Source organism: Dietzia sp. KRD202, assembly GCF_017168155.1.
Taxonomy (GTDB): Bacteria; Actinomycetota; Actinomycetes; order Mycobacteriales; family Mycobacteriaceae; genus Dietzia; species Dietzia kunjamensis.
Genome location: NZ_JABFAN010000084.1, coordinates 1 through 21,942, shown reverse-complemented (window position 1 = coordinate 21,942; position 21,942 = coordinate 1). Strand labels below are relative to the sequence as shown.

Genomic DNA, 21,942 nt, shown 5'->3' with positions numbered 1-21,942 from the left:
CGCACGTGTGATGTCGATCGCTGCTGCCGCAGACTCATCGGGACAGTCGGTCTCCACCTGCACAGTAGAAAAGAAGAAGCCGTACCGATCCTGAAGCAAGTTGGAGGCGGATTGGAGAACGATGGGCGGATCGGCGCTTGCGGAGGTGCGCAGGTGGCCGGAGAACACGAAACGTCCACTGGTTAGTGCCCAAGCATGGGCATGATGGACGTCTTCCACCCCATCTATCGCTGCCAGGTCTTCAGTCACGTCAGACAGGTAGACCTCGTCGGGTGTGCCCTCCATGAGCAGATGGGTGGCGTCGCGCAGGATGCTCCAGCTTGCCCATACAAGCACGAAGCCGAACGCCAAACCGAGCAGCGGATCGATCAGCAAGAACCCGGTGAACTTGATCACTAGTGCGGTGACGATGATGAGCAGGCTGCCGACGAAGGTCTGGATGATGTGCCACAACGCGCCACGAACGTTCATGTCGCTGCGGCTTTGTTTCCAGATCAGGCTCAGGGCGACGATTTCGGTAAGCAAGCCTCCCGCGGCTGCCCACAGCATGGGCGTCGTGGGCAGGTCAACCGGAGCATTCATGCGCATGGCAGCCATCACGATCACCACCATCGCCATGATTAGCAGGAAACCGCCATTGACCAGCGCGCCTACGATCTCGGCGCGGTACCAGCCAAAGCTGCGATTTTCGTCTGCGGGGCGGCGGGCGAGTCGAGCAGCGAAGATGGCGACTAGGACACCACCGACCGCCGAGAAGGTGTGAAAAGCGTCCGAGATCACCGCAACCGAGCCGGTCCACAGCCCGATCGCCAACTCGATGACGAAGTAGATTCCCGTCAGCCAAGCCGAGATAGCCATGCCCCACCCACGAGCCTGCACCTGCCCGTGTCCACCATGCCCATGCGCCATGGGGGTCTCCTTTTTTGCACTCGGAATCCGGTTCTCGTGTCAGCTGCACACTGTGCATCGGTCTCGCGGTGCCCACAGCTTCTCTTGGGAATCTTGATCAGACCTTCATCGAACCCCGACCGAACCAATGGGGTAGGGGCGGCACAATCGTCCGGTGTGACTGTGCAGGCAAGAGTGGTGCTGATGCTGTGATGACGACGGATGTGTTCGGCAAGGCTGCGCAGCCCGGTAGCTGGGGCAGACGGGCAAGATGCCAACTGGCCGCAGTGGTGGTGAGTTCGCTTGTACTTACTGGCTGCGCTAGCGGCACTGATGCCGTCGCTTCAGGTGAGACGTTCGATTTTGTCAGCCCGGGCGGCCAGATTGAGATCTTCTATGATCCGCCGGCGGACCGCCAGAAGATCGCGCCGATGTCTGGCCCGGAAGTAGTAGATCCGGAGGCCACTGTGGCGGTCGCAGACTTTCCTGGCGAGGTGGTGCTGATCAACCTGTGGGGTCAGTGGTGTGCTCCCTGCCGGACGGAAACCGACGACCTGCAGCGACTACAGGACAAGTACCAGGCGCAAGGGTTCACCAATCTCGGCGTCAACTTGCGCGACCCGAATCGGCAAAAGCCTGTCGACTTCATCAAGGACTACGGGGTCACCTATCCCTCAATTTGGGACCCATCGCAGGCCGCGGTGGCAGCGCTACATGGTTTCCCCACCTCGGTGGTGCCAGCGACACTGATTCTCGACAAACAGCACCGAGTCGCTGCGGTATATCTAGCAGAGATCACCGACACCCAGTTGGAGCCGGTCATCGAGAGACTGCTGGCCGAGCCTGCTGAAAGCGACGCTGCATGAACACGGTGCTGATCGCGCAATCCATTGGCCAGACGTTCCAACAAACAGCTGCTTCCGGGCCTCTACTTCTCGCGTTGGGAGCATGTGTCCTTGCGGGACTCGTCTCGTTCGCCTCGCCGTGCGTAGTCCCGCTCGTGCCCGGGTATCTGGCATATATGGCCAGCATCGCGGGTGCAGAGCGCCCGGCGGTGACCGTGCAGGCCGCCGAGCAACGCCGCGCCGAAGCCAGCACGCTCACTCTTGAACAGCAGCGTCAGCGGGTGTCATCGCGACGACGAGTCGTCCTCGCCGCGGTGCTATTCGTTGCTGGATTCACGGTGGTCTTCGTGCTGCTGTCGGCGATGGTGCTGGGCACCGTGCAATACCTCGCCCCCCAGCAAGAATTGCTGCAGCGGCTCGGCGGTGTGGTGACCATCTTGATGGGTCTGGTGTTCATCGGGGCCATACCCGCCCTCCATAGGGACACTCGAATGCAGCCGAAAGCGCTTTCCACCTGGGCGGGCGCGCCGCTACTTGGCGCCGTCTTCGCCCTGGGATGGACGCCGTGTCTCGGACCGACGCTGGCAGCGGCGTTGTCGGTGGCCGCCGGAACCGGACTCGACGCCGCACGCGGAGTACTGCTCATCGTGGCGTACTGCCTGGGGCTCGGACTGCCTTTTATCGTGGTGGCCTTCGGTTCGACGAGAGCCATCCGCACGGTGGGCTGGCTGCAACGACACACGCGAACGATTCAGATCGTCGGCGGCATCATGCTCATTGTCGTCGGAATCTTGCTGCTCAGCGGCATATGGACGCAGTTCGTGTACTGGCTCCGCGACTTCGCCGTCTCAGACACCACTTTGCCGATCTGACAGTGCTCCGATGGTCTCTCCTAACTCGAGTCGAGTCTGTTCGAAAAGAACCTTGATCGGATCTTGACGAAACGATGACCCAGATCTCGCATTTCGCCCCGCAGAATCGAGTTTCTAAGACAGGCAAGGAGTTGAGTCTGATGGGGTGGTTTTACGGTATGAACTGGATCGACATCGTCCTGTTGATCGCGTTCGTACTCGGTTTCTGGGCGATGGTTCTGGCCTTGACGACCAGTCTTTTCGGAGGGCATCGGCACCTACGCGGGTCTCACTCTCCTGCTACTGGGGTCGTCTCTTCCGGTATCTCTTTCGGATCTCACGTAGGGACCGCGACTTCGCGAAACGCCGATCATGATGAACGCTGACGCCACGGGGCGGGCAGGTGCGCTAAGACGTGCGCCGCGCGTGCTGGTCTCCCGCCGGTCTTTCTTGGCCGGATCGCTTCTCGCCGGCGCCGGCGCTCTGACTGCATGTTCTGGTTCCGGAGCAGCCACGGGCAGTCCCGTGGGAGCCTCGTCAGATCTCGTGAGGCGGCTTGAGCAGGAGCGACGCGCCCCCGGACAAACGGTGGTATCTGCGCAGTTGACCCCCCGTCCGGTCGACGTTGATCTGGGTGGCCGAGTCGTCTCAACGTGGGGATACGACCAACAATTGCCAGGCCCACTGGTGCGGGCCCAAGCTGGAGAGCGGCTGCAGATCACCGTGGACAACCAGCTGCCCCAGGAGACCAGCGTGCACTGGCACGGAATCGCCATGAGCAACGACATGGACGGGGTTCCCGGGTTGACGCAGGACCCGATCGCACCAGGCACCACGTTCACCTACGACTTCACCGCCCCAGACCCGGGCACGTACTTCTACCACTCACATTCGGGTCTGCAACTCGATCGGGGCTTGTACGGAGTGGTGATCATCGATGATCCGGGCGAGCCCGGCGACTACGACCATGAATGGCTCGTGGTCCTTGACGACTGGGTCGACGGGACCGGTCGGACTCCCGACGATGTCGCCCGTGATCTGGGCATCGGTGCCGACACCGCAGATGCCGGGATGCAGGGGATGGACCACGACATGATGGACATGCACGGGGGTGAGGGGTCGATGATGTCCCCCATCCTCGGCAGCGCCGGGGATGTCACCTACCCGCACTTTCTGATCAATGGTCGACTCCCTGTCGACCCCTACGTTTGGAGAGCGTCGCGGGGCCAACGCGTGCGCATCCGGTTCGTCAATGCCGGCGCCGACACCGCGTTCCGGGTCGCGCTTGGCGGGCACCGGATGACCGTCACTCACACTGACGGCTTTCCCGTGCTTCCCGAGGACACCGATTCTCTTCTGATCGGTATGGGTGAACGGTTCGATGTTGTGGTCACGCTCGGCGACGGCGTGTTCCCGTTGTTCGCTCAGCCCGAAGGCAAGGATGGCCACGCGCAGGCCCTTGTACGTACAGCAGCGGGCGATCTCCCGACGAATTCCCGACCAGTCGAAGTGGACCGGCGTCCGCTATTGGGTACCGACTTATCCCCCAGCGAGGCAGTACGTCTGTCTAGCCAAAGTCATGATCGGTACCACAGTGTTGACCTGGGCGGGACGATGTCGCCGTACCGGTGGACCCTCAACAGCCAAGTCCACCCGGATTCGGTGCCGCTGGAGGTCAACAGTGGGGAGCGGGTGCGGATGCGGATGCGGAACATGTCCGACATGTTCCATCCGATGCACCTGCACGGACATACGTTCGCGCTCGCGGACAGCGGGCTTCGCAAGGATACCGTCACGATTCGGCCGATGCGCACTATTGAGATCGAGTTCGACACCGATAATCCTGGCCAGTGGGCGTTGCACTGCCACAACGCCTATCACCAAGAGGCCGGGATGATGACCACTCTGTCTTACCTCGCCTGACCGGCAAGGTGATCCACTCGCGGGCCCGAAAGTCCGCAGAAAAAAGGGAACCCAGATGAATCGAAAGAAGCTTGTGATGACCGCCGCTGCCGCCGCGGTCCTGCTGGGGCTGTCCGCCTGCACCAGCGACGAGACCGACACGGCCAGCGAGACCACGACCGCCGTCGAGACCACTGCGACCAGCGGGAGTTCGACCACCGAGCAGGCAGAGGAATCAGCTCAGCATTCCGAGGCTGACGTGATGTTCGCCCAGATGATGATCCCCCACCATGAGCAAGCCATCGAGATGAGCGACATCATCTTGTCCAAGGATGATGTCCCCGCCGACGTCACCTCGCTGGCCGAGGAGATCAAGGCGGCCCAGGGGCCCGAGATCGCGCAGCTGACCGACTGGCTTGAGCAGTGGGGCGAGCCGACGCAGCCCGAAGGCATGGACATGGACATGGGCGGTGACCATGACATGTCGCAGATGGAGGGCATGCTCTCCGAGGAGGACTTGCAGCAGTTGTCCGACGCTCCCGGCCCTGAGGCTGCCGAGTTGTTCCTCAACCAGATGATCGCCCACCACGAAGGCGCCGTGGCCATGGCCGAAGACCAGGTCGAGAACGGCACGTACCCGCCGGCTGTCGATCTGGCGCAAACCATCATCGACACCCAGCAGCAGGAAATCGACACCATGCAGCAGATGCTCGACTCCATGTAAAAAAACGAAAGCTCGCATTCCCGGCGGGGTCGATGGCAGTCCGACCCCGCCGGAGACCGTCTGGACATCAACACATTTTCTTGTCCCTGCCAGAAACGAGATACGCACTCATGCTTTCGCACCGAAAGCGGGCCTGGACCCCAATAGCCATCCTTGCATCGGCTCTCACCGCGACCGCGTGTTCAAGCCCGCAGCAGACGCCAGCACCCGAATCCGGGGACGCCTCATCGACGGTCGGCACCGCATTAACACCCGCGCTTGACCATGTGCACGGACTCCACCTCGATGCTGAGGGAAGGGTGCTGGCCGGCACGCATACGGGGCTTTTCGTCCTCAACCCCGATGGCGCGACCACCCGCGTCGGCGACGCCGACGACGACTTCATGGGGCTCACAGGCGCGCCCGGGACGGATAACCTCTACGCCTCGGGCCATCCCGGCCCGTCAAGCTCCGCCCCCAATCCTCTCGGACTCATCGAGAGTGTCGACGGCGGCCAGTCGTGGGCGACGAAATCCCTCTCCGGCGAAGTCGACTTTCACGCCCTGACCACCGACGGAAACACCCTTGTCGGATTCGACACCGCCAACGGAATTCGAACGTCCACCGACTCGGGCGTCAGTTGGACCGACGGCATCGAGATAGCCGCGAGAGCATTGGCGATTACCGACGAGGGCATCTGGGCCACAACCGCAGGAGGCCTACAACTCAGCACCGACATCGGGCGCACATTCGCATCAGTACCAGCTGCTCCCGAACTCCTGCTGATATCTGCACCCGAAGACGGCACCCTCTGGGGGATCGACACCGACGGCACCGCCTGGCGCAAGAACGTCAACGACGATGAGTGGCAGCAGGGACCAGTCGTCGGTGATGTCGAAGCCATCATCGCCGCGGACCAGGACACTGCCTACGCTGCTGATGGACGGTCACTTCATACATTAACGATTCCCTGAAACGTCATCGGCGGCGCAAACCAAGGCCGACCGAAGACGGAATGGAAACTACCGGTCAGAACGCATACGAACTCGAGGGAGAAGTGGCGAGGAAAGAAGCGATGCTCGCAGGCGGAGCCGCACCAGAGCGCACACCGGCGAAACGGCTTGCCTCGGTCGCGGTGGCCTTAGTGGCCGCAGTAGGGCTGAGCGCGTGCACGATCGGAGATACCGAGGACACCTCGACGGCCGCTGCACCGAAAGAAGCCCCCGCCGCTGCGGCCGTCATTCACACCTCGTTCGAAGATGGGACAGTGGCCGCGACGCCGCGGGAACCGATCGTTCTGGATGTGACAGACGGTGCGTTCGACGATGTCACGGTCACAAACGAAGAAGGCCGCGAGGTCGAAGGCGAGTTCAACGCGGAACGCTCCCAGTGGCGCACCACCGAGACTCTGGGCTACAACCGGGATTACTCGATCGAGGCGAGCGCTACTAACGACGACGGTAAGACGATTACAGACTCGTCCTCGTTCAGCACCGTGGTCCCGAACTCGACCACCAGCGCGAGCCTGGTGACCGGTCAGGGCCACACGGTAGGTATCGCGCAGCCGGTCGCGGTGCGTTTCGAGTCCGCCGTCGGCGACCGTAAGGCCGTCCAGGACGCCATCGAGGTCACCACGACCCCCGCCGTCGAAGGAGCCTTCTACTGGGTGTCGCCCTCGGAGGTTCGCTGGCGCCCCGCCGAATTCTGGGCACCGGGCACCGAGGTCGACGTCGACGTCAACATCTACGGCACCGATATGGGCGAAGGCCTTTACGGAGCCCAGGACGCAAACAGCAACTTCACGATCGGCGACGAGGTCATCACCACGATCGACGACAACACCAAGACAATGACGACCCGAATCAATGGCGAGGTCGCCAGCAGTAGCCCGGTCTCACTAGGAAAGGCATCGACACCCACCCCGAACGGCACCTACTACATCGGCGACCGATACGAATCGCTCATCATGGATTCATCGACGTTTGGTGTGCCGGTCGACTCGGCCGACGGCTACCGGCTTTCAGTCAACTGGGCCACCCAGATGTCCTACAGCGGGATCTACGTCCATGCCGCCCCATGGTCCGTTGAACAACAGGGCTTCACCAACGTCAGTAACGGCTGTATCAATGTCACCGACGCCTACGCCAAGTCGTTCCAGCACAGCAGCAACCGGGGCGACGTGGTCAAGGTCATCAATACCGTCGGACCGACGCTTCCCGGGACCGACGGGCTGGGCGACTGGAACATCCCGTGGGAAACCTGGCGTGCTGGAAATGCCGACCTAGCCTAAGAGGCCCTCGGCCAGGGTTCCGAACAATTGGTTGCGGATACAGACATGGCCGGGTGTTGGCCTGCGTTAATACGCGTCGCCCGTCTCTATGACGAACTGCTCGACTGCGGCAGCAAGGGCCTGGTTCGCGCTGCACCGCCAGCACGGTGAGCTCGTCTCCGCGCTTCCAAAGACCTTGCCGCCACGGCTCTTGCGCCCGCCTACTGGTCAATCCATACGGCGTCCGGGCGATCAGAGTGCAGGCGGAGTGAGCCGCGGACACAAGCGAACATCACCCTTGACCAATACCCCTACGGGGTATATGTTCATTGGTGTTCGGATTGATCCGAGCCATCGGAAGTCTCAACGAACTACACCCGTCAACGGAAGGAGCCGTCATGGCTACCAGCACCAAGGAGTACACCGTCCAGGGCATGACCTGCGGACACTGTGAGTCGTCGGTCAAGGAGGAAGTCGGCGAAATCGCGGGCGTCTCCATGGTGGAGGCCTCGAGCAAGACCGGAACGGTGTCGGTCTCCGGCGAGGGCTTCACCGACGAGCAGGTCGTCGCCGCCGTCAAGGAAGCCGGCTACACCGTCACCTCTTGACGCGAAGCGATCTCGCCAGCCCCAGCAGCTGGCGAGATCCCTGGCCCCGAGCACACCACCCGTTCACCGTGAAGGATTGATCCTCGATGACCCAGACTCAACCCTCCCAGATGCACCCCGCGGTGGACCTGATCGACATAGATCTGGGCGTCACGGGCATGACCTGCACTTCGTGCTCGGGGCGGGTCGAGCGCAAGCTCAACAAGCTCGACGGGGTGGACGCCACGGTCAACTTCGCCACCGAGTCCGCGTCCATCTCCTTCGACCCGAGCAAGGTCGACACGGACGCGCTCATCGAGACCGTGCGCGGTGCGGGATACGACGCGTTCACGATGAAGAATGACGACGACCAGGCTGTGGACGCAACTTCCGCAGGTGGCGGCGCCGGTCCCCGAGACCAGATCGAGGAGGCCAGGGAACGCGAGACCGCAGACCTCAAACACCGTCTGATTGTCTCGGCTGCACTCACGGTCCCGGTGGTCTTGCTGAGCATGATCCCGGCACTGCAGTTCACCAATTGGCAGTGGGCCGTGCTGACCATGGCCACCCCCATCTTCTTCTGGGGAGGCGCACCCTTCCACAAGGCCACCCTCGCCAACCTGCGGCACGGCTCGTTCACCATGGACACCCTGGTCTCCATGGGCACGGCGGCCGCCTACCTCTGGTCACTGTGGGCACTGTTCCTCGGCAACGCCGGCATGCCCGGCATGACCATGGAAGTGCATCTGCTGCCCACAAACTCCACGATGGACGAGATCTATCTGGAGACCGCCGCCGTGGTGATCTCCTTCCTGCTGCTGGGCCGCTGGTTTGAAACCAAGGCCAAGGGGCAGTCCTCCGCCGCACTCAAGGCGCTCCTCGACATGGGAGCCAAGGACGCCGCCGTCCTCCGCGACGGCGTCGAGGTCCGCATCCCCGTGGGTCAGTTGAAGGTCGGGGACATCGTCGTGGTGCGCCCGGGCGAAAAGGTCGCCACCGACGGTCGCGTCACCGAGGGTTCGTCCGCGATCGACGAGTCCATGCTCACCGGCGAATCCGTCCCGGTTGAGGTCACGTCCGGCTCCACGGTGACCGGCGCAACCATGAACACCTCGGGAAGACTGCTGATCGAGGTCACCCGCACCGGCGAGAACACCACACTGTCCCAGATGGCCAAGCTGGTCACCGAGGCGCAGTCCAAGAAGGCCCCGGTCCAACGACTGGTCGACCGCATCTCGCAGGTCTTCGTACCCATCGTGATCGTCATCGCGATCATCACCCTGCTCGTGCACTTGTTTGTGGTGGGAGCGGGACTGGCCACCGCGTTCACCGCCGCCGTGGCCGTGCTCATCATCGCCTGCCCGTGCGCACTGGGCCTGGCCACTCCCACCGCACTCCTGGTCGGTACCGGCCGCGGCGCCCAGATGGGACTGCTCATCAAGGGGCCCGAGGTCCTAGAGTCCACCCGGCGCGTCGACACCATCGTCATGGACAAGACCGGCACCGTCACCTCCGGAGTGATGTCCGTCAGCCAGGTCACCACTGCCGCCGGATTCGACCGGACGGATCTGCTGGTCAAGGCCGCTGCGGTGGAGGCCGCGTCCGAGCACCCGATCGCCCAGGCCATCGCCCGCGAGGGTGCAAAGAGTCTGGCGGGCGAGGGCCCCGTGGCCGACAGGGAGGCCGGATCCGCCATTCTGCCGGAGGTCACCGGGTTCACCAATACTGCAGGCCGTGGCGTCACGGGCACCGTCGACGGTGCCGTGGTGACCATTGGTCGCCCTGAGGGCTCCCTGCCGGCGGACCTGCGGACCGCGTTCGACGATGCCCAGAAGCAGGGCGGCACCCCTGTGGTCGCCCAGATCGACGGCACCGTCGCGGGCGTGATCACCGTCCGCGACACCGTCAAGCCCACCTCCGCCGAGGCGGTAGCCGGACTCAAAGCTCTCGGATTGACCCCGTGGCTGCTCACCGGCGACAACGCCGGAGCCGCACGTGTCGTGGCCAGCGAGGTCGGCATTGATCCGGCCAACGTGATCGCCGAGGTCATGCCCCACGACAAGGTCGCCCAGATCGAGAAACTGCAGGCCAAGGGCAAGAACGTCGCCATGGTCGGCGACGGCGTCAACGACGCGGCAGCTCTCGCCCGGGCCGAGCTCGGACTGGCGATGGGCGCCGGCACGGACGTGGCGATCGAAGCCTCCGACATCACTCTGATGAACGACGACCTGCGATCCGCCGTGGACGCGATCAGGCTGTCACGCCGGACCCTGGGCACCATCAAGGGCAACCTATTCTGGGCGTTCGCCTACAACCTCGCACTGATCCCCGTCGCTGCGATCGGACTGCTCAACCCCATACTCGCAGGCGTCGCAATGGCGTTCTCGAGTGTGTTCGTGGTGACCAACTCCCTACGCCTGCGCGGGTTCACCTCAAGCCACGCGACCCCCAACCACGACCAGACCAGGAGCCAGTCATGACGGATACCCCGGACCTCGCCATCGACCCTGCAGCCGAGCACGATGCCGAAGCCGCTGGCTGCGAGACCCACAGTCACCACGGCTACATGAAGGAAAAGGACCGCTACAAGGCCCGGCTCAAGCGGATCGAGGGCCAGGTGCGGGGCATCCACCGCATGATCGATGAGGAGCAGTACTGCATCGACATCCTCACCCAGGTCAGCGCCATCAATTCCGCACTGCGCAACGTCGCCCTCGGCCTGCTCGACGACCACATGCGCCACTGCGTCGCCGACGCAGTGAACGAGTCCGACGAGGCCGCAGAGATCAAATTCAAGGAAGTGGCCGACGCCATCGCCCGCTTCTCCCGCTAAGCGGGGGCGGGTAGGTGCATGGGAGGCCCCGGCAAGGTCGCGAGCAGGATGCTTCGCGGATGTAGCCGAGCCCCGAAATTCGGTGAACACGCCTCACCAACATACCCCGTTGGGGTATAGTTTGCGGGTGGGAAAGCCAATGAACTCGCACGGCAGAAACCAGGAGAGAACATGACATCTGATCGAATTCAGGATCCGGTCGACGCCGCCGGTTAGCTCGACGAACTCGCGGGCCCTATCCCGGGCTGGCAACCCGGTTGTTCCAATCGTCCCAGGCCATCACCGCAGGTCGTCACCGAAAAAGCCTTCGGGTTCGAGCAATGTGGCTACGAAGTCGGGCCAAAGGCAGCTCACCCTGGCCCACGCCCTTGGGCGCCCGAAAGACCAGCAGCGGCGGAGGGTGCTTCCATCGTTCCGAGCGCCCTAGAAGGGAGCCGCCATCATCGTGGCGCCAGCCCGAACCACTCCCCTGACGAACATCTTGAGCAAACCTCCACAATCTCCACCACAATCCGCTGGCTCACCCACGATCCTGACTGTCGGCCGGACCCCAGAACGCCAGGACGTGCGTCATCACCGACGGGAACGGCGATCCTGGGATGGGCGGTGTCACGAACGTGGTCGGCCGAGCACAGATGTCAGCACGATTCGATACCCTGCGGCGGTATCGGCTCGTGGCCCGGAGCAACTGCTACTTGGCCCCACGGGAAGAGATGTCCATGACCCCTAGAACACATCATGCGCTAGGGCTCACCGCTGTCAGGGAATCATGTTCTTGCTGTTTCACTCCCTCGAAACTCCTGCATATCGAAGCTGCCGGACGCATGCCGCTCGAAGATCACGCCAACCAGGTGGCAATGGACAAGACGGAAGGGACCAAATGAATCAGTCGCACGATCATCATGACCACGCCCACAGTCACGGATCCGGCGGAGCCGCGGCCGGGCACCTCAACGAGCGAGACACGGCGGTAGCTGAGCACCATCACCCGGACGGGCCCCAGGAGACGACGGGCCACGCCCATGCGGGGCAGCATCACGCTGGCCATGAAGACCATGGCGGTCATGCCGGGCACGGAGACCATGTCGGGCAGTTCCGACGTTTGTTCTGGATCATGCTCGTCTTGGCGGTGCCGGTGGTCGGCTTCAACGAGATGTTCGCCGACCTCATCGGTTACCAGCTGCCCGACGCCGGATGGGTGTGGTGGGTCTCCCCCGCCCTGGGCACAGTGATTTATCTCTGGGGTGGTCGGCCGTTCCTTACTGGCGCGGTGTCTGAGGTTCGCGCTCGGCAGCCCGGCATGATGCTGCTCATCGGCTTGGCGATCACCGTGGCGTTCATCGCCTCCTGGGGCGCAAGCCTGAGCTTGTTGGATCATGAGCTGAACTTCTGGTGGGAACTGGCGCTGCTGGTGGTCATCATGCTGCTGGGCCACTGGATTGAGATGCGTTCTCTGGCGCACACCACCTCTGCACTCGATTCTCTGGCGGCGCTGCTGCCTGATGAGGCCGAGAAGGTCGACGGCGACGACGTGGTCACCGTCGCACCGGCCGATCTGCTGGTCGGCGACGTCGTAATTGTCCGCCCCGGTGCTTCTGTGCCCGCCGACGGCAGGATCATCGACGGCTCGGCCAGCATGGACGAGTCCATGGTGACCGGCGAATCCAAGGCGGTCCGGCGTGAGATCGGCGAGCAGGTGGTCGCCGGCACGGTGGCCACCGACTCCGGCTTACGCGTCGAGGTCTCCGCAATCGGTGACGACACTGCCCTGGCCGGAATTCAGAAGCTGGTGGCCGACGCGCAGGCATCCTCCTCGCGGGCCCAGCGCATCGCTGACACCGCGGCCGGCTGGTTGTTCTGGTTCGCCCTCGCATCGGCCGTGATCACCGCTGTCATCTGGAGTGTTCTGGGGATGCCGGATGCGGGGGTGGTGCGCACGATCACCGTGCTGGTGATCGCCTGCCCGCACGCGCTGGGTTTGGCGATTCCGTTGGTGGTCTCGATCGCTACCGAACGCGCCGCCCGCGGCGGGGTGCTGATCAAGGACCGCCTCGCGTTGGAATCGATGCGCACCGTCGACGCCGTCCTGTTCGACAAGACCGGCACCCTGACCAAGGGCGAACCCACCGTCACCGGAATCGAACCGATCGAGGGACACACCCAAGACGAGGTACTCGCCCTCGCCGCGGCGGCCGAGAGCGACAGCGAGCACCCGCTGGCCAGAGCCGTGGTCGGGGCCGCACAAACCCGCGACCTGACCGTGTCGAAGGCGACCGACTTCTCCTCCTCGCCAGCTGTGGGCGTGAAGGCCACGGTGGAGGGCACCGTGGTCGAGGTCGGCGGCCCCTATCTCCTCGACCAGCACGATCGCGACGAACTCCCCGTCGCCGATCAGTGGCGTACCGAGGGCGCGATCATCCTGCACGTCCTCGCCGAGGGCCGGGTGATCGGCGCGCTGCGGTTGGCCGATGAGATCCGGCCCGAGTCCCGTGACGCCGTCGACGCGCTCCATGCTGCCGGTGCGCAGGTCGTCATGATCACCGGCGATGCTCAGGCCGTCGCTGACACCGTCGCCGCCGAGCTCGGCATCGACCGGGTCTTCGCCGGGGTCCGGCCAGAAGACAAGGCCGCCAAGGTCGCCCAACTCCAGCACGAGGGCCGCAAGGTCGCCATGGTCGGCGACGGGGTCAACGACGCGCCCGCACTGGCCCAAGCCGATGTGGGCATCGCCATCGGCGCCGGGACCGACGTGGCGATCGGCTCCGCCGGCGTCATCCTGGCCTCATCGGATCCCCGCTCTGTGCTCTCGGTCATCGAACTCTCCCGGGCGAGCTACCGCAAGATGAAGCAGAACCTGTGGTGGGCCGCCGGCTACAACCTTGCCGCCGTGCCTCTCGCCGCCGGCGTGTTGGCTCCGATCGGATTCGTGCTGCCCATGAGCGTCGGCGCCATCCTCATGTCGCTGTCAACAGTCGTTGTTGCCCTCAACGCCCAGCTGCTGCGGCGCCTCGACCTGAGCCCAGAATCCGTCACAAGAGCGATGGAGCGAGGATAACCACCATGACAACCACCGACACCTCTCGGCGACGAGTCGCATCCGCGTCCCTTGCTGCCGCCGCGTTGACTCTCGCCGGCTGCTCGACCGGACCGTCAGGCAACGCGTCGACAGAACCACCCGTCACCTCGTTGGAGTCCTACGGTCTCGCCGGTCTCGACGCGCCCCAGATCATCAACAAACTCGACACCATGCCCGTGGCCGATAGGCCGGATGATCTGATCGCCTCGGTGCAGCCGAACGAACTGGTCTTGACCAGTGGCGATGTGAGCCTCGCAACGATGCCTATGCCAGATGACCAGTTCTATCTGTCAGTGGCGCCCTACAGCACCAGCACCCACCCCTGCCAGTTCCACAGCCTGACCACCTGCCGCGGTGAGATGGCCACCGAGGAGGTGTACGTCACCATCACCGATACCGCCACCGGAGACACCCTCATCGACGAACCACGCACCACCTATGACAACGGCTTCCTCGGATTCTGGCTACCGCGAGACATCACTGCCACGCTCACCATCGATTACGACGACAAGTCGGCCACTGTTCCGATCGCCACCGGAGACCAGGACCTCACCTGCCTGACCACCATGAGACTCGCCTGACAACCCCCCGCCGGGTCGCGGCCACCGGCTGGCAGGGAAGCCAGGTGCGTCCCGCATGGGCCACAGCACCGCCAGTCAGAGGTAGTGGCAGATCGTCTCGGCTTGGCAGGTCGCAGGGTCCACTGTGCGGTTGGCGGACTGGAGCTGGGCGACTGCCTGACGCAGCTGCAAAAGGTCGGCTATCTGCTGGTCGATCTCGTCCAGTCGAGTCACCAGGAGCGTGTCGACGTGAGCGCAAGGTGCCTGTCCGTCATCGCGAATCCGGAGGATCTCACCGATGCGGGCAAGCGATAGTCCCGCGCTCTGGCCCCGCCGGATGAAATCGAGCCGGGAGATGACGTGCTCGGGGTAGTCACGGTAACCGTTGAGGGTTCGTTGTGGGGGCGGGAGCAGGCCCACGGATTCGTAGTAGCGAAGGGTTTTCGGAGTGGTGCCCGCCGTGGCAGCCAGTTCGCCGATCCTCATTGAAATTACCGTTCCTTCGAAACCGCCTGGTTTGACCTTCCAGTGCGCTGGAAGGTCCATCCTAATGAGCGAAGAAAGAGAGGGGCCATCTGATGGAACCGGGTTTCGAATTCGATTTGGCGGTGGTGGGCTCCGGCGGGGCAGCCATGGCGGCCGCTATCACCGCGCGGCAGGCCGGCAGGACGGTGCTGGTGATCGAGCGCGGCACCATCGGCGGCACCTGCGTGAACATCGGGTGCGTCCCGTCCAAGGCGCTGCTGGCCGCTGCCAGCACCCGCCAAGCCGCACTGACCAATCCCTTCCCCGGGGTCCCCACCCTCGCCCGGGACGTTGATCTGGGAGCGCTGGTCACGCAGAAGGACCAGCTGGTCACTCGACTGCGAGAGACCAAATACGCCGACGTCGCGAACGCCCATGGCTTCGAAATCCGCCGTGGGGAGGCTTCCTTCCTCGATCCCGACACTCTGGTGATGGATGGGGATCCGGTGGCGGCCGGTTCGGTGGTACTGGCCACCGGAGCAGAACCGGCACTACCGAAGGACGTAACCGGGCTGGACGAGGTGGGGTATCTGACCTCGACCGCCGCCATGGAATTAACTGAACTTCCCGACTCCATGATCGTCATCGGCGGTGGCTACGTCGGTATCGAACAGGCCCAACTCTTCGCCCATCTGGGCACCCGGGTGACCATCATCGGCAGGATCACCCCTGCTGCCGAGCCGGAAATGGTCGCCATCCTTCGTCAGGCCCTGGCCCAGGACGGGATCACGGTGGTCGAGGAGCACGCCACCTCTGTCGACCGGCAGAACGCACAGGTCACAGTCCGCACCGCTTCGGGCCGCAGCCTCTGCGCAGAGCGTCTACTGGTGGCCACCGGGCGTCGCCCGTCCACAGACCGCCTCAACCTGCCAGCCGCAGGAATCACCACCGACCCGGACGGATTCATCCTTGTCGACGAGCATCAGCGCACCACCAACCGGCGGGTCTTCGCCGCCGGTGACGTCACCTCGGCACCCCAGTTCGTCTACGTCGCTGCTGCCACTGGGAAGGCCGCCGCCGTCAACGCTCTTCGGACCGATCCGCAGGGCCCAGCCGAGGTCGTCGACTACACCGGACTGCCGACGGTGATCTTCTCCCGCCCCCAACTGGCCACCGCCGGGCTCACCGAAGCCGCAGCCCGGGCCGCCGGGCACCGATGCCAATCCCGAGTGATGAGCTTCGAGGACCTGCCGCGCGCCTTGATCGACCAGGACACCCGCGGGGCGATCAAGATGGTCGCCGAAATAGAAACCGGGAGGATCCTCGGACTCAGCGCCATCGGAGACCGCGCCGGAGAAATCATGCTCGCGGCCACCTACGCCATCACAGCCGGGATGACTACCCGCCAGATCGCCGACACCTGGGCTCCCTATTTGACCACTTCCGAAGCCCTGCGCCTGGTCGCAGGCACCTTCCACACCGAACTACCCACCTCCTGCTGCGCCTGAACACCGCCTCCACGTGGGGGCTTGGTCGGTCGCGTTCGAGGTTTCCTGCCGTCTCGGTTTCGAGTCGAGGAAGATGATGCCATGTCGAAGGACGTCAATCCCGTTACTGAACCACCCCGACAAAGCGAACAAGGTGCCCTGGCGCGAACTGCTCTGGTCGTCTCCGTCATGCTGCTGGCCGCGGCGGACCTCGGAGCTAAGGCTTGGGCGGGCGGAGCACTGGCCGACGGCCACACGGTGGATCTGGGACCAATGCAGCTGCGCCTGGGTTTCAACTCCGGGGTGGCGTTCAGCCTCGGCGCTGGCCTTCCCGCCGGCGTCGTTCTCGGCATCACTGGACTCATCATCGGTGCGCTGGCGCTCTTCACCTGGCGGGCCACCGGCACAGCAACGCGCACAGTACGACTGGCGTTGGCCCTGGTCTTGGGCGGAGCTGTGGCCAACTTCATCGATCGCGCCCCCGACGGGGTGGTGACTGACTACCTGCACACCGGATGGTTCCCTACTTTCAACCTCGCCGATGTCTTCATCACCGGTGGCGCTGTGGTGCTGATCGTGGCCACCCTTACCGGCCGCGACAGGATCGAGGTGTGGGAGACGCCAGAAGTTGCAGCCCGGCAAGTCAGGGGACCTCATGACAACTGAGGTGGCCGCGGCAGCATCGGCCTTGTGGTTCGGCCTCGTGGCCGCGTTCGGGGTGCGCTCCTAGCGCCCCCATCAGAGCACCGCTTTCGCCGACCTGCGCGACCTGCGCGGCCTGCGCGGCCTGCCCGGATCAGTCGAGTGGTTGAGGTGGGAGCTGGTGACGTCAGGTCTTGCGTGCCGACCGCGAGACGAGTCCGAGTTACACCGAGATTCTGCGACAGATGCTCACAGTGGCTGACCCACGCTCAGGGCGGCAGCGCTATCCCCGCTGCATTTCCGCCGATCCCGAGCCCGCTTGGTCGGCAGCCAGTCGATGCAGTTGCGCTCGCCTCTAGTTCGGCCGTACCTGACTGCTCAGGTGCCGACGTGGCCGCACCCGGCCGGTGCGGTGGCCGGCTCTGTCGTTTCTACAACCCACCCACGGCCGGTGGGTCGGACCAAAGCGCGGCATTATAGAGTCCTGGCTAGCCGTTGCAGCCCGAAACGCGCCGTAAATAATCCACGCCGGTGCGACGCTCCGTTTGGACAACAGGGGCGGTCGCGGTTCAGGTGCGTGGAGTTACATGGATGTGAGTGAGCTATGCGTAGGACTCCCTTCGTCGCGGTGATCGCCGCGGTCGCCCTGGGCCTGGCCGGGTGCACCTCGGAGAACACCGAGACCGGGACGGAGACGACCGCAGCCTCGACCGTCGGCGCGGCGCCCATTGTGGTGGAGGATGCGTGGGTCAAGGCCACTGATGTCAATGGGGGCACTGAACACGGCGAGGCCGCCACTGGTGACCCCGGTTCTGCTGACCCGAATGCGCACGGTGACGGTGGCGCGATGGCACCGGTGTTTGGGATCGTGCGGAATCAATCCGATGAGGATGTCCGCTTGGTCGAGGTGGCCTCCGTGGTCTCCGGTGAGGCCGAGTTGCACGAGACCGTCTCGGGGGCGGCGGGTGGCTCGATGATGCAGGAGCGAGAGGGCGGCTTTGTCATCCCGGCAGGCGGAGAGCTTGTCTTCGAGCCTGGCGGGAACCACATCATGCTGATGGGCGTGCACGAATCGATCCGCACGGGTCAGGAAGTCGCCGTGACCCTCACATTGGAGAACGGCGACAGCAGCGAGATCGTCGCCTCCGCGCGGTCGTTCGAGGGGGGCAATGAGCAGTACCAGGGCGGGGAGTGACCGGCAATGGGTGACAGTAACCGCCGCTCGGCGTTGAATCGCAGATCCTTCCTGGTCGGCGGTGCGGCGCTTACCGGTGGTGCCGCTGTCGCCGGAGGAGCTGCGGGGTGGGGAGTTGGTGGGCGCACCGCGACCGCGCGGACCCCTGATCGCGACGCGATAGCCAACTCCCGGGCCGTCGGCGCGGCCACCGAGCCCTTCCATGGTGACCGTCAGTCCGGCATCACCACGGCGCCACAGGCGCATGCGGCGTATGTGGCATTCGATTTGCGAGACGGCCTTCGCCGCACCGACCTCATCGGCGTACTACGAGCCTGGACGCAGGACGCGGCCCGGCTCACGCAGGGGCGCGGCGGTCTGGCCGACCTGCAACACGAGTTGGCTGAAGGACCGTCCCGGTTAACGGTGACCATCGGCTTCGGCCCGGAGCTGCTCGGCAAGATCGGTCTTGGAGACCGCACCCCGGAGTGGTTGCAGCCGCTACCGGACTTCCCGCAGATCGACCGGCTCGAGGACCGGTGGTCCGGCGGGGATCTGCTGCTGCAGGTCTGTGCCGACGACCCGCTCACCGTCGCCCACTCGGCCCGGATTCTGTCCTCGGGTGTTCGCGATGCGGTCCTTCAGCGGTGGGCGCAGCGAGGGTTCCGTCGTGCCGTGGGCACCGACCCGTCCGGGCAGACACAACGCAACCTCTTCGGGCAGATTGACGGCACCGCCAATCCCTCGCCGGCCGATGCCGACTACGACCAGTTGTTGTACTCCGATGGCGCCGACCGGCGATGGATGCGGGGCGGTACCTCCCTGGTGCTGCGTCGTATCCGGATGACGATGGACACCTGGGAGGAGATCGAACGGAGCTCCCGTGAGCTCACGATCGGACGGAAACTCGACTCGGGCGCGCCGTTGACCGGTACCACAGAACACGACCCCGCTGACTTCGAGGCGATTGACCAGACCGGGTTGACCGTCATCCCCACCGAATCACACATCGCCCGGGCCCGGCCACGGGTCCGGGCCGAGACGATTCTGCGACGACCGTACAACTATGACGATATCCCGGATCCCGGCCAGATCAGCAACTCCGGGCTGTTGTTCGCGTCCTACCAGGCCGACCCGGTACGCCAGTTCGTACCGATCCAGCAGCGACTGGCAGAGCAGGACATGCTCAACACCTGGACGGTCCCGATCGGCTCCGCCGTTTTCGCGATCCCACCGGGGTGCCACGAGGGCGGCTACGTCGGCGAGAGCGCATTGGAGGGATAGCCGCAACGCAACCACCGGGAGCTGCGGTCGCCGACCCGCTCGATTCGGACCTGTCCGGCCATCGTCTCGTGGGTCGATCGCGCTCCGGTTGCCCCGCCTCACCGCTATCGCTACGGCTGGCCCGATTATCATCCAGTGACCACGTCAGGGCACGCATGAGTTGGAAAGCGGACAATCTGTTGAGTAAGAATCTGAAACTCTCGCTAGCGCTGATCACGACTGCTCTGATCGTCCTGGTGGTGGCCTTACTGGCTGCCGGGAACGATTCCGGCTCCGAGCAGGCACGTCCTGATGACAGTCCGGGCACCGGAGTGTTGGTGCGTGAGGACAGTCCCCGACTGTCTGAGGGCGGTGACGCCGTCTTCGTGGAGTTCCTCGATTTCGAATGCGAAGCCTGCATCGCGCTCTATCCGACAATTGAGGACCTCCGCGAGCAGTACGGAGACCGGGTGACGTTCGTGGTGCGCCACATGCCCCTGCACGACAACTCTATGGCGGCGGCCCTGGCCGCCGAGGCCGCCGCCGAGCAAGGCCAGTTCGAGGCCATGTACCGCAAGTTGTTTGACACGCCCGAGCAGTGGGGCCACCAACAAACCCCGCAAATGGACACCTTCTTCGGCTATGCCGAGGAACTGGGGTTAGATATGGAGCGCTTCGAGAGCGCATACAACGACCCGGCCACCCTCGAGCGCATCGAACAGAGCAAGCAGGACGGTCAGAGCCTCGGGGTCAGTGGCACGCCGACCTTCTTCCTGGACGGGGAGCGCCTCGAGCCGACCAGCGTCACCGATCTCGAGAACAGCATCAATGCTGCCCTCGAATAGCTCAGCCACCCCGGTCGCACACTCCACCAACGCCGGCCCGGATCAGTACCCCCACCGCAGGCTCGCGGTGGTGCTGATCGTTGGTGGGCTCATCGGCCTGGTCGCAGCGGTAGTGCTCCTGGTGGAGAAGATCGCACTGATCGAGAACCCGGGCTACGTCCCGTCCTGCAGCATCAACCCCGTCCTGTCCTGCGGGTCGGTGATGACCACCGCGCAGGCCGAGGCCTTTGGCATCCCCAATCCGATCATCGGCATCGCCGGATTCGCCGCCACCACGGCCCTGGGTGCCGCGCTCCTAGCCGGGGGAGCATTTCAGCGGTGGCTTTGGGCCAGCATCCAAATAGGCGTCACCTTCGCGGTGGTGTTCATCCACTGGCTCATCTACCAAAGCTTGTACAGCATCGGTGCCCTGTGCCCGTACTGCATGATCGTCTGGGCGGTGACCATACCGATCTTCTGGTACTGCACCCTGTGCAATCTTCAGCTACTACGCCGCAGCGGTTCGGCGGGTCTTGCGCGCCTCATCGCCGTAGTTACCGAATACCGGGGCGCGATACTTACCGCCTGGTACCTACTTGTTCTGCTGCTCATCACGCACCGTTTCTGGGACTACTGGACCACCCTCGTCTAGAAACGCTCGCCGAACAGCAGATCGCGTTCCGCGAGTCAGTCCTCGGCTCACTCGGGGGCGGCACACCGCAGTCTGCGCAGGCGCTCCCAGATCAAAGCAGCGCACGCCGGATGGCTCTCGGACCCGGTCCCCCGCCCGCTGTCCAACTCCTCGTACAGCTATCGACTGCTGTCGCAGACGATCAGGCGCGGTTGCCTCCACGCGAGCTGCGTCGATACTCGGATGCGAACCGGTCACCGTAGCGATCACGCATGGCCGCCGCTACGAGCCGGTCTGAGTCCGCGGCCTCGTCCGATGGACCATCGTCTCCAACCGTGGCCGCGGGAGGGCCCGACGGGGCCTGCGACGCTGTGGTGTCCTGCCCGGGACCTGCTGCCCGGTTCCCGCCCTTGCGTGGCCGCGCCGCGGCGGCATCGTTGTCCTCGTCGTCCAGACGACGGCGCTGACGTATCTCGCTCCACACGAAGTAGCCCAGGCCGATGGGAGCGAGGACCCCGAAGGCCATCCACTGCATGCCGTACGACAAGTACGGTCCTGACTCGGTGGACGGCAGTGGCATCGGTTCCAAAGACCCGGGCTGCCCACCGGCGAGCTGGAGATAATAGGGCGACAGGTCGGTGCCGAGGAGGTCCCCGATGACGGGGGGGTCGATGTTGCGCACCATGTTCCAATCGTGCAGAACGATGGGTTGGGCGGGAGCATCCATCGGGATCCTGAGGCGGGCGATGATGGTCAGCTGGCCCGTCGGCGCGGACGGGAAGTCTGGGACCGCGTTGTCGTCGCCGACGCGGACCCATCTGAGAATGACAACCCCATTTGGCCCCGCTGTGCTGTTTTGATTTGGCCCCACCCTCGTGATGGGTTGGGGGTGGGCGCGCCGGTGGTTGGCGTCCCGGGCGGTCAGGTGGTCGCGGGTTCCTT

General features: G+C 64.4%; 21 protein-coding genes. 17 read left to right on the top strand and 4 right to left on the bottom strand.

What is annotated here, in order from left to right:
- Positions 1 to 909, bottom strand: a 909-nt coding sequence (locus J1M64_RS18965; protein WP_206475201.1) for a cation diffusion facilitator family transporter, incomplete at its 3' end; no start/stop codon positions are given.
- Between the two features lie 191 nt (positions 910 to 1,100).
- On the opposite strand from J1M64_RS18965, the gene J1M64_RS18960 reads away from it, so the two are divergent.
- The 9 genes from J1M64_RS18960 to J1M64_RS18920 all read left to right on the top strand — a co-directional run bounded on the left by J1M64_RS18960 (position 1,101) and on the right by J1M64_RS18920 (position 10,878).
- Complete coding sequence (locus tag J1M64_RS18960; protein WP_241261797.1) at positions 1,101 to 1,754, top strand: TlpA disulfide reductase family protein; 654 nt, start codon at positions 1,101 to 1,103, stop codon at positions 1,752 to 1,754.
- Positions 1,751 to 2,605 carry a cytochrome c biogenesis CcdA family protein gene (locus J1M64_RS18955; RefSeq protein ID WP_206475200.1) on the top strand — a complete coding sequence of 285 codons (855 nt, stop codon included), beginning with the start codon at positions 1,751 to 1,753 and terminating at the stop codon, positions 2,603 to 2,605. The genes J1M64_RS18960 and J1M64_RS18955 overlap by 4 nt, the downstream gene beginning before the upstream one ends.
- 354 nt (positions 2,606 to 2,959) lie before the next feature.
- The gene (locus J1M64_RS18950) at positions 2,960 to 4,507 is read left to right on the top strand and encodes a multicopper oxidase family protein (RefSeq protein WP_206475203.1); all 1,548 of its coding nucleotides are present in this window, start codon (positions 2,960 to 2,962) and stop codon (positions 4,505 to 4,507) included.
- Positions 4,508 to 4,583: 76 nt separating this feature from the next.
- A complete protein-coding gene (locus tag J1M64_RS18945) occupies positions 4,584 to 5,210 on the top strand; it encodes a DUF305 domain-containing protein (protein WP_241261796.1) in 627 nt (208 codons plus the stop codon).
- 110 nt (positions 5,211 to 5,320) lie between these two features.
- Entirely contained in the window at positions 5,321 to 6,163 is an 843-nt protein-coding gene (locus J1M64_RS18940; RefSeq protein WP_241261795.1) for a F510_1955 family glycosylhydrolase, read from the top strand.
- A gap of 41 nt (positions 6,164 to 6,204) precedes the next feature.
- Positions 6,205 to 7,479, top strand: a complete 1,275-nt coding sequence (locus tag J1M64_RS18935; RefSeq protein ID WP_206475198.1) for an Ig-like domain-containing protein — start codon at positions 6,205 to 6,207, stop codon at positions 7,477 to 7,479.
- A gap of 377 nt (positions 7,480 to 7,856) precedes the next feature.
- Positions 7,857 to 8,066: a heavy-metal-associated domain-containing protein gene (locus tag J1M64_RS18930; RefSeq protein WP_007625927.1), complete on the top strand. Its 210-nt coding sequence runs from the start codon at positions 7,857 to 7,859 to the stop codon at positions 8,064 to 8,066.
- An 86-nt stretch (positions 8,067 to 8,152) separates the two neighbouring features.
- Positions 8,153 to 10,525, top strand: coding sequence for a cation-translocating P-type ATPase (locus J1M64_RS18925; RefSeq protein ID WP_206475197.1), 2,373 nt, complete (start codon positions 8,153 to 8,155; stop codon positions 10,523 to 10,525).
- Positions 10,522 to 10,878, top strand: coding sequence for a metal-sensitive transcriptional regulator (locus J1M64_RS18920; protein ID WP_017838595.1), 357 nt, complete (start codon positions 10,522 to 10,524; stop codon positions 10,876 to 10,878). Before J1M64_RS18925 ends, J1M64_RS18920 begins: the two co-directional genes overlap by 4 nt.
- Positions 10,879 to 11,716: 838 nt before the next feature.
- Here the strand turns inward: J1M64_RS18920 and J1M64_RS20485 are convergent.
- Positions 11,717 to 11,962, bottom strand: coding sequence for a hypothetical protein (locus tag J1M64_RS20485; protein WP_007625921.1), 246 nt, complete (start codon positions 11,960 to 11,962; stop codon positions 11,717 to 11,719).
- 30 nt (positions 11,963 to 11,992) lie between these two features.
- Here J1M64_RS20485 and J1M64_RS18910 point away from each other — a divergent pair, with 30 nt between their 5' ends.
- Positions 11,993 to 13,933 carry a heavy metal translocating P-type ATPase gene (locus J1M64_RS18910; RefSeq protein ID WP_206475196.1) on the top strand — a complete coding sequence of 647 codons (1,941 nt, stop codon included), beginning with the start codon at positions 11,993 to 11,995 and terminating at the stop codon, positions 13,931 to 13,933.
- Positions 13,934 to 13,938: 5 nt separating this feature from the next.
- The gene (locus tag J1M64_RS18905) at positions 13,939 to 14,535 is read left to right on the top strand and encodes a CueP family metal-binding protein (RefSeq protein ID WP_206475195.1); all 597 of its coding nucleotides are present in this window, start codon (positions 13,939 to 13,941) and stop codon (positions 14,533 to 14,535) included.
- A 75-nt stretch (positions 14,536 to 14,610) separates the two neighbouring features.
- Here J1M64_RS18905 and J1M64_RS18900 read toward each other — a convergent pair whose 3' ends face one another.
- The gene (locus tag J1M64_RS18900; RefSeq protein WP_107747668.1) at positions 14,611 to 15,000 is read right to left on the bottom strand and encodes a heavy metal-responsive transcriptional regulator; all 390 of its coding nucleotides are present in this window, start codon (positions 14,998 to 15,000) and stop codon (positions 14,611 to 14,613) included.
- 92 nt (positions 15,001 to 15,092) lie between these two features.
- On the opposite strand from J1M64_RS18900, the gene merA reads away from it, so the two are divergent.
- From merA to J1M64_RS18870, 6 genes are all read left to right on the top strand, one after another.
- Positions 15,093 to 16,487, top strand: a complete 1,395-nt coding sequence (gene merA, locus J1M64_RS18895; RefSeq protein WP_107747669.1) for a mercury(II) reductase — start codon at positions 15,093 to 15,095, stop codon at positions 16,485 to 16,487.
- Between the two features lie 81 nt (positions 16,488 to 16,568).
- Positions 16,569 to 17,132, top strand: coding sequence for a signal peptidase II (gene lspA, locus J1M64_RS18890; RefSeq protein WP_235027338.1), 564 nt, complete (start codon positions 16,569 to 16,571; stop codon positions 17,130 to 17,132).
- A gap of 604 nt (positions 17,133 to 17,736) precedes the next feature.
- Positions 17,737 to 18,303 carry a copper chaperone PCu(A)C gene (locus J1M64_RS18885; RefSeq protein WP_307872489.1) on the top strand — a complete coding sequence of 189 codons (567 nt, stop codon included), beginning with the start codon at positions 17,737 to 17,739 and terminating at the stop codon, positions 18,301 to 18,303.
- Between the two features lie 6 nt (positions 18,304 to 18,309).
- Positions 18,310 to 19,566 carry a Dyp-type peroxidase gene (locus J1M64_RS18880; RefSeq protein WP_107747671.1) on the top strand — a complete coding sequence of 419 codons (1,257 nt, stop codon included), beginning with the start codon at positions 18,310 to 18,312 and terminating at the stop codon, positions 19,564 to 19,566.
- A 155-nt stretch (positions 19,567 to 19,721) separates the two neighbouring features.
- Positions 19,722 to 20,390 carry a thioredoxin domain-containing protein gene (locus tag J1M64_RS18875; protein ID WP_241261793.1) on the top strand — a complete coding sequence of 223 codons (669 nt, stop codon included), beginning with the start codon at positions 19,722 to 19,724 and terminating at the stop codon, positions 20,388 to 20,390.
- Complete coding sequence (locus J1M64_RS18870; RefSeq protein ID WP_107747672.1) at positions 20,374 to 21,021, top strand: vitamin K epoxide reductase family protein; 648 nt, start codon at positions 20,374 to 20,376, stop codon at positions 21,019 to 21,021. Before J1M64_RS18875 ends, J1M64_RS18870 begins: the two co-directional genes overlap by 17 nt.
- 181 nt (positions 21,022 to 21,202) lie before the next feature.
- Here J1M64_RS18870 and J1M64_RS18865 read toward each other — a convergent pair whose 3' ends face one another.
- Positions 21,203 to 21,871 carry an SURF1 family protein gene (locus tag J1M64_RS18865; protein WP_374220877.1) on the bottom strand — a complete coding sequence of 223 codons (669 nt, stop codon included), beginning with the start codon at positions 21,869 to 21,871 and terminating at the stop codon, positions 21,203 to 21,205.
- Between the last annotated feature and the right edge of the window lie 71 nt (positions 21,872 to 21,942).